This window comes from Streptomyces sp., from assembly GCF_036566765.1.
Taxonomy (GTDB): Bacteria; Actinomycetota; Actinomycetes; order Streptomycetales; family Streptomycetaceae; genus Streptomyces.
On the sequence record NZ_DATCVQ010000362.1, the window covers coordinates 1 to 6,414 of the forward strand.

Consider the following 6,414-nt stretch of genomic DNA (forward strand, 5'->3'; position numbering starts at 1 on the left):
CCTAGGCGCCAGCCTGGCCCTGTGGGCTGTAGCCAAAGCGGCCTCGGCGCTGCGCTGATTGCGGTTGGGGGGCGGCCACGCCGGGGGCGAGATAGTCGGGGTCTAGAGACATACCGCCAAGCGCCCACGGTATGCCGGCTCACCGACAACAACTCCGCCTCACACGCCGGCCGTTCAACGACCGCGCCCCCTGCCGGAACGGTTCACGCTCTGGCAGGGGGCGCGGCATGGGCGCTCTGCGTCAGCCGAGGGGAAGACGGTTGTTCAGCCAGCCGGTGGCCGCCCCGTTGTCCCGGACCACCAGGTAGTCGCTGCGCTTGTCTCCGTCGAAATCGGCGAAGTCGATGTTGTCGCGGGGGGCGCCACCCCGGAGGCGACTTCACCGGTCCACTTCCACGCCCAGCCTCCACCTGCGGCGGGGCCGTTGTTCAGCCAGGCGCGTACCTGCCCGTGGTCGCCGAGAACGAGATAGTCGACACGGTCGTCCCCATTGAGATCGACGAGCCGTACCTGCTCCCGTGCGGTGCCCACCCCGGAGGCGACCTCACCCTTCCATTCCCACGCCCAGCCTCCACCTGCGGCGGGGCCGTTGTTCAGCCAGGCCCGGGCGCGGCCTTGGCCGTCGAGGACGAGGTAGTCGGCACGCTTGTCGCCGTTGAGATCAGCGAAGCGCACCTGGTCGCGTGCGGCGCCCACCCCGGAAGCGACTTCACCAGTCCACTTCCACGCCCATCCGCCTCCTGCGGCGGGGCCGCTGTTCAGCCAGGCGCGCGCCTTGCCCTGGTCATCGACCACCAGGTAGTCGACACGGTTGTCGCCGTTGAGATCAGCGAGGCGTACCTGATCACGGGTCGCGCCCACGCCGGTGGCGACTTCGCCGTTCCACTTCCATGCCCAGCCGCCTCCTGCGGCGGGGCCGTCATTGAGCCAGGCACGGATTCGCCCCTGGCCGTCGATGACGAGGTGGTCGTCCCTGCCGTCGCCATTGAGGTCGGCCCACCGCAGGTCGGATCGGGGGGCGCCGACCCCGGAGGCGACGGTGCCCTTCCAGTCCCAGCCATCATCTGTGGTCGGGCGCTGTGTAGCGCACGGGGACGGGTCCTGCGGACGCGGGCCGGCTATCCAGCCATCGCTCATGGCCTGGTGGATTCCCCTGTAGAAGGCGTTGGCCATCTTCTCGTAGCCGATGGCCTTGGGATGCAGCCAGTCGTTGAGGTCTTCCGGTGTGATGGCGTTCATGTCGACCAGCCGCACATGGTCACCGGCGGCCCGGAAGCTGTTGACGATGCCGGGGATTTCGGCGTTGTACCGCTGGATCCGCTCGTTGACTTCCGGGGTGGACGACGGCACGAGTGTGGCGACCAGGACGGTGGTTTCCGGGGCGGCACTGACGATCTTGCCGATCAGTGCGCGCAGCCGGGCGGGCGCCTGGTCTACGTCTACGTTGCGGTTCATGTCGTTGGTGCCGATGTGCAGGGTGACCACGTTCGGCCGGAACCTGGCCACGATGCAGGTGGCGATGGCGTCGATCTGGCCGATGGTCCAGCCCTTGTGCCCTTGGTGGTCCCGGTCAGGGCCGGTGCCCGACTTCACCGTGCCGACGAAGTCCAAAGAGCGCACATCGTGTGCGAGGAAGTCCCACACCCGGCCCCTGTAGCTTGAGCCGCCCTGCGCGCCGACACCGTAGGTGATGGAGTCTCCCAGGGGGAGCATCCGTATGTCGGTGATGCCGGCTGCTGCGGGGAGCTGGGGCAGGCCTCGCTTTTCGAGCTCATCTTTGACCGCGCCCACGCCGAGACCGGAACCGATGGTCCAGTCCCCGGCCTGGGTGTTCTGACCGGGAAACTGGCCGTCGGTATCGGGGTCGGGCTCGGTGGCGTTTCCGCCCGGACCGTCCGAGTCGGTGTTCAGGGGGCCGTTCTCGTTCCCTTCGCGGGCGCAGTCCAGTAGCGCGGTCACCATCTCCCCCGCCCCCGCAATGGCGGCTTGCCGCCTCATCTCATCCTCGCAGCGGGCAAGGTGGTCGTTGAACCGTTGGAAGTCACCCCGGTTGGCCATGCGGTTGTCCTGCGCGCCCTGCTCGGTCTGCACCGCGCTGAAGTGCTCGTAGTCGTTCCGGGCCAGCAGGCGGGCACAGTCCTGCGCAGGGTCGGTGAAATCGTCGTCGTGCAGCACCGCTTGCAGGTCTGCGGTGCCCAGCAGGCCGTCGGGGCGCGCTCCGCCAGCCTCATCGAATTCTTCGAAGTTCCAGCCCGTGGTTGTGGTGCGTACCAGGTTGGTGGTGCATTCCCGCAGCTCGACCACTTCGCGGTAGATCTGGTTGACGCGGGCGATCTCGACGTTGCCGATGAACACGTTGCTGAGGCCGCCCGGGGCGGTCAGCCCCTCAACGGCGTTCTCGTGGATGATGATCCGGTCGGCGACGAAGGTGTTGTTGCGGTAGATGCCCGCGTTGCCCAGGTACAGGTTCCCTCCCTCGACCCGTACGGTGCTGCCGTTGAAGAAACGGTGCTGCCGTTGAAGAAGTTGTACGCGTCGCCCACGACGTTGTAGGCCGCGCGGTCGGTACCCCACCGGCAGTTGATGACGTTAATGACGCTGCCGTGGAGAGCCGACCTTACGGAGTCCTTACCGAATGCGCCCGCCCTGCGGGCCACCCAGGAGGCCAACCGGAATACGCCGGAAACGTGCCGTAGCCCGCTGTGAGCAGCCCCGGCGGCGGGCGGCCGGGTCGGATGTGGCGACGTGGGCCGCACCCGCAGCGCCAGGTCGGCTGGATCAACCCCGGAACTGGCGCAGCGCACCGGCCATCTGCGCCATCACCACAACGGGCGGCAGCTGTTGCACGAGCGGAGTGAACCGGCCAAGGCTGTCCAGCAGCTCCGGCATCCGCCCCCGCCGGGCGAACCGAATGTGGAAGAAAACCCGCCGCCTCACACCCACCCCTCCTTCCGCGTCGTCGTCCAGTCCGGCCGACCGTGACCGGGGAACACGCCGGCCACCCGCGGGGAGGACACGATGGCGACGGTGGGTTCCCACCCAGAGCCAAGCGGGAATCGACGAACCTGTCGGCTTCGCCCCGGGTCCGGAGGATGAGGCAGCACGCTCTCCCAGCAGCGGGGCGCAGCGCACCGGGCGGCGCTGGCCCCGCACAAGGTGCCGGTCTGGGTACGCCCGCGTAAAGTCCAAGGTGGAGTGCCTGGGGGAGTACATGGGGGCATCCCCGACGCCGCGCCGTCGCAGATTCACACGGTCGCCGCCAGCGGGGACATTCGCCAATGGTCGCTTCCGGCCGTGCGTGCGTCGGTTGTAGGCCTTCAGAGAGGACGGCCACCGATGGCACCTCGACCTGAGCAAGTCTTTTACATCGTGAGCCGGGCGACGGACACCGATCAGACGTTCGTGCTGGGCGTCGACGGTGACGGGTCGCGGCCGGGCACCGCCGTCACCCTCGGGCCGCTGGACCCCACCGTCGCGCAGAGCCAACTGTGGAACATGACCGCCGACGGTCGCATCGTGAGCCGGTTTAACGGTATGGCGCTCGCGGGCAACGAGCAGCGGCAGGTCGTGATGCAGACCGCCACCGACCAGCCGTCCCACTCGTGGAAGGCGAACGGCGACGGGCGCATCGCATGCCCGGGCGCCGACCTCGTGCTCGCGCTCGCCGGCGGTGCGAGGTCGGGCCAAGAGCTGCTCATGGCCCCGGAGGACGGTCAGGACGTGGAGGGCCTGCAGCGTTGGACCCTCGCGTCGCCACCGGCGCCACCTGCGCCGAGCACCGCGATCCCGCCTCAATGGGTCTATTTGAGGAGCGCGCTCACGCAGGCGGACGGAAGCGCGTGCCTGCTCAACGTCCAGGGCGGCTCGACCACTCCGGGCACCGAAGCGATCGTCTGGCGGGTGCTGAGCCAGGTCGGCCCCAACGAACTGTGGCAGATCATGCCGGACGGCCGGATCGTGAGCGCCCTCGACAGCAGCCTGGTGCTCACGCTCGGCCCGCCCAACGACGGTGAAGGCGGGGGATATTTCGTCACCGTCGACACGCCGCAGGATCCTCTGCCCCTGACACAGGTGTGGGACCTGTCCACCGTGCCGAACGGGATCCGCAACTCGTTCTCAGGCCAATGCCTCGTTCCTCAGGGCGGCACGAGCGGGCCGATCACCCTCGACGGGAACAGCGTCCTGGCCGCGTCGGGCACCTGGAGCGCCAGTTACGAGTGGACCGTCTCACCGGTCACCCGGCCCAGATGGGTGTTCTTCGAGAGCGCGCTCACGCAGGCGGACGGGAGCGCGGGCGTCCTCAATGTCCGGGGTGGGTCGACCACTCCGGGCAGCGACGTGATCGTCTGGCCGATCACGCCCCAATTCGGCTGCCCCAACGAGCTGTGGATGCGGACGCTGGACGGGCGGATCCTGAGCGGCCAGAGCAACGATCTGGTGCTCACCGCGGGTCCGACGAGCGGCGACGGCAACCAGGTCACCGTGGACTCGCAACAGGACCCGTTGCCGCAGACTCAATTGTGGGACCCGTTCACCGCACCGCCGCAGATCCGCAACAGGTCCACGGGGGAGTACCTCGTGCCGCAGGGCGGAACATCGGGCCCGATCGTCCTCGACGGCAACAACGTCCTCACCGCACCGGGCACCTCGAACCCCAGCTACATGTGGTACGAGGTCCCGTCCTCGTCGCTGGCGACGCTCATGGCGCAGCCGGCGGTGCCCTTTCCGACGTTCTCGGGCGGCCAGGCCGCCGCGTACGCATGCATCAACGGCAGGCTGAGCATCACGTCGCTGCGCGCCGAGTACTACAACCTCACGGTCACCCTCGCCGACTACGGCGCTCGGATCGCGTCGTGGGCGCAGCCGCCCGACGGCCAGGGCATCTCGCAGGCGGACTGGGATGCGGTCCGCGACCAGCTGCTCGTGGAGATCACCTATGCCGATGCCACGCGCAACCTGTTCGCGAACTACGGGACCTTCCACATGGAGCTGTTCGAGGACGACGGCTTCCTGCTCGACAAGTTGATCTCGGACGCCGGCATGACGGTCGACGGGGGAAGCATCGTCCAAGGAATGATTATCGCTGCCATGGACGGTCTGACGTACGCCGGGCTGAGCGCCATGGGGGGCGAGTTCGCGGTCGCGGCAAACCTGATGCAGGTGGGCGTGGGGGTCGGGGAGGCCGTCGGCTCGAGCGGCGCCATCTCCCCCAACCCGTTCCAGGTGACGGTTTCCGAATTGTGGAACCAGCTGAGCACCAGTTTCGAGGCGCTGCTGGACGGGATGGGGGTCCTGGAGAACGCGATTCTGCAGGACTGGGGGAAACTCCAAAGCGTGTACGCGATGACGCAGCAGCAGAGCGGGGGCGACAGCTTGTACTGGGACCCGAACACCACCGGACGGCTCGTCCGTGCCGCGCGCATCGGCTACACCCGGTCCGCGCTGCAGATGCTCCTGCCCGTCAAGTACCAGATCTACCGGTGGAAAGGTCTGCAGGACCTGCCCGAATCCATCATGTGGCAAACGGGTGGGAACACCTACTACATCGCGGAGATCGCCAACTACGACGCGTACCCGACCGAAGACATGATGGATCAGGACGTCTGGAGCACGGGCGTGTCGAAGAGTGATTTCTTCCGGGACTCCGCCGACTGGGGATTCCTCACGTCGACAGAAATCGGGAACGTCTGGTTCGTGTTGACGTTCTGCAATCAAACGCCGAATCTCCTGCGCCTTACCGGCTCCACCTTTGACTTTAGCTTGGATGTGGACCCGTTCCAGCGAGCCAGCATGAACTTCGAGGAGGCGCTCGGCTCCCCGTTCTCCGTGACGGACCAAAACAACAACGGCAACGAGGTTGCGCAGTTCAAAGTGGAGCAACTCGAGGACAATTTCTACATCACCTCAACGAGTGCCGTTTCCGGCTACTGCCTTTCGCAGCCGCTCGGCACCCAGGGTTTCGTCCGGTGCCCTCCGGCAGGGCAGATCACGCTCTCGCTCGGCTGACCCCTCGTCCGCTACTGGGCCCCACCAGACGTGCAGCCGCCAGAAGTTCGGCTCCCGGGATGGCGTCCTGCCTCGCTTCGGTTAGGGTCCGGCTATGAGTCCGGAGCCCTGGCGAGCAGCTGGTGCACCCCGGAGCCGCACCATCAGTCGACACGACGGAACGCCGCACGGTAGTCCCTCGGGCGTTGCCCGGTGTGTTTGGCGAAGAGAGCGGCGAACGTGCCGGGGTCCTTGTACCCGACTGCGGCGGCGATGCCGGCGACGGTCCGGTGCGTGGTCTCCAGAAGGTGGCGGGCGCGGCGGACACGCGACGACTGCAGGTACGCCAGCGGGCTCTGGCCGGTCTCGTCCGCGAAGCGTCGCAGCATCGTCCGCGTGCTGACCTTGAACGTGTCCGACAACGCGGCG

4 protein-coding genes are annotated in these 6,414 nt (G+C 67.6%); 1 reads left to right on the top strand and 3 read right to left on the bottom strand.

Annotated elements, in window-relative coordinates; all coding sequences use genetic code 11:
• Nucleotides 1-264: 264 nt before the first annotated feature.
• Both VIU94_RS21035 and VIU94_RS21040 read right to left on the bottom strand, forming a co-directional pair.
• Nucleotides 265-2,574, bottom strand: coding sequence for a GDSL-type esterase/lipase family protein (locus VIU94_RS21035; protein ID WP_331913385.1), 2,310 nt, complete (start codon nt 2,572-2,574; stop codon nt 265-267).
• 204 nt (nt 2,575-2,778) lie between these two features.
• Nucleotides 2,779-2,937, bottom strand: a complete 159-nt coding sequence (locus tag VIU94_RS21040) for a hypothetical protein (protein ID WP_331913386.1) — start codon at nt 2,935-2,937, stop codon at nt 2,779-2,781.
• 399 nt (nt 2,938-3,336) lie between these two features.
• Between VIU94_RS21040 and VIU94_RS21045 the strand changes: the two genes are divergently transcribed.
• Entirely contained in the window at nt 3,337-6,006 is a 2,670-nt protein-coding gene (locus VIU94_RS21045; protein WP_331913387.1) for a ricin-type beta-trefoil lectin domain protein, read from the top strand.
• Between the two features lie 143 nt (nt 6,007-6,149).
• Here VIU94_RS21045 and VIU94_RS21050 read toward each other — a convergent pair.
• On the bottom strand, nt 6,150-6,414 hold a 265-nt coding region (locus tag VIU94_RS21050), incomplete at its 5' end, for a helix-turn-helix domain-containing protein (protein ID WP_331913388.1).

Bases quoted from the DNA above. Each gene is read 5' to 3' on its own strand.
- VIU94_RS21045 (WP_331913387.1), top strand. From the start codon at position 3,337: ATGGCACCTCGACCTGAGCAAGTCTTTTACATCGTGAGCCGGGCGACG.